General features: G+C 74.1%; 1 protein-coding gene. It reads left to right on the top strand.

What is annotated here, in order from left to right; all coding sequences use genetic code 11:
• A partial coding sequence (locus tag ACIQOV_RS41430; RefSeq protein ID WP_401056316.1) for a RelA/SpoT family protein occupies positions 1-1,386 on the top strand: 1,386 nt, incomplete at both ends.

Here is a 1,386-nt window from a genome sequence, read left to right as displayed (position 1 = left end):
CCCCTCGGGGAGCTCGGCCGGGCCGCTCTCGGCCGGGCCGGGCGGGCCGCGTTACTGGCCACCGGCCGGCCGCCGGTGCCGGACGCCCTGGAGCCGCTCGTCCAGGTCCACCGCCGGCACCACCCGCAGGCCGACCTCGGCCTGCTCGCCCGGGCGTACCGGCTCGCCGAGGCCAGCCACCGCGGCCAGAAGCGCAAGAGCGGCGAGCCGTACATCACCCACCCGCTGGCCGTGACCATGATCCTGGCCCAACTCGGCGCCGGGACGACGACCCTGGTCGCCTCGCTGCTCCACGACACGGTCGAGGACACCGAGTTGACGCTGGACCAGGTGGGCGCCGGATTCGGGCCCGAAGTCGCCTACCTGGTCGACGGGGTGACGAAGCTGGAGAAGGTCGACTTCGGCGCCGCCGCCGAGGCCGAGACCTTCCGCAAGATGCTGGTCGCCACCGGGGACGACGTCCGGGTGATGGTGATCAAGCTGGCCGACCGGCTGCACAACATGCGCACCATCCGGCACATGAAGCCGGCCAGCCAGGTGCGGATCGCCAAGGTCACCCGGGACGTGCTGATCCCGCTGGCCGAGCGGCTCGGCATCCAGGTGCTCAAGGCGGAGCTGGAGGACATCGTCTTCGCCACCCTGCACCCCGAGGAACACGCCCGCACCCGCGCCCTGATGACCGGTCACGAGGCCGAGCCGGACACCCTGCTGGAGCCCTTCGCCCGGCAGCTGGCCCGCCAACTGGCCGAGGCCGGGGTGACCGCCGAGGTGACCGTCCGCCCCCGGCACTGCGTCTCGCTGCACCGGGTGCTGCTCCGCCGGGCCGCCGTGCCCGGGCCGGACGGCCGGCCGCAGGGGCCGCGGCCGGCCGACTTCGGGCGGCTGCTGGTGGTGGTCGAGGAGAACGCCGACTGCTACGCCGTGCTCGGCGAGCTGCACACCTGCTGGACGCCGCTGCCCGGGGAGTTCAAGGACTTCGTGGCCGCGCCCAAGTTCAACCTCTACCAGTCGCTGCACACCGCCGTGGCGCTCAGCGGCGGCGCGGTGGTCGAGGTGCTGGTCCGCACCCGGCGGATGCACGAGGTGGCCGAGACCGGGGTGGTCGCGCTCGGGGACCCGTCCCCGGCCGGCGCCGTGCAGGACGCCGACGAGCTGGACCGCACCGACCCGGCCCGCCCGGGCTGGCTCAGCCGGCTGCTGGAGTGGCAGCAGGAGACGCCCGATCCGGACGCCTTCTGGTCCGCGCTCACCGCCGACCTGGCCGGCGACCGCGAGATCACCGTGGTGACGGAGAGCGGCGAAACGCTTCAGCTGAGGGCCGGCGCCACCTGCGTGGACGCGGCCTACCTGCTCGGCGAGGAGACCGGCCACCGATGTATCGGGGTG

Source organism: Kitasatospora sp. NPDC091257 (assembly GCF_044757675.1).
GTDB lineage: Bacteria > Actinomycetota > Actinomycetes > Streptomycetales > Streptomycetaceae > Kitasatospora > Kitasatospora lactacystinica.
Note: the sequence above shows the minus strand (reverse complement) of the source record. Positions and strands in the feature narration are given on the sequence as shown.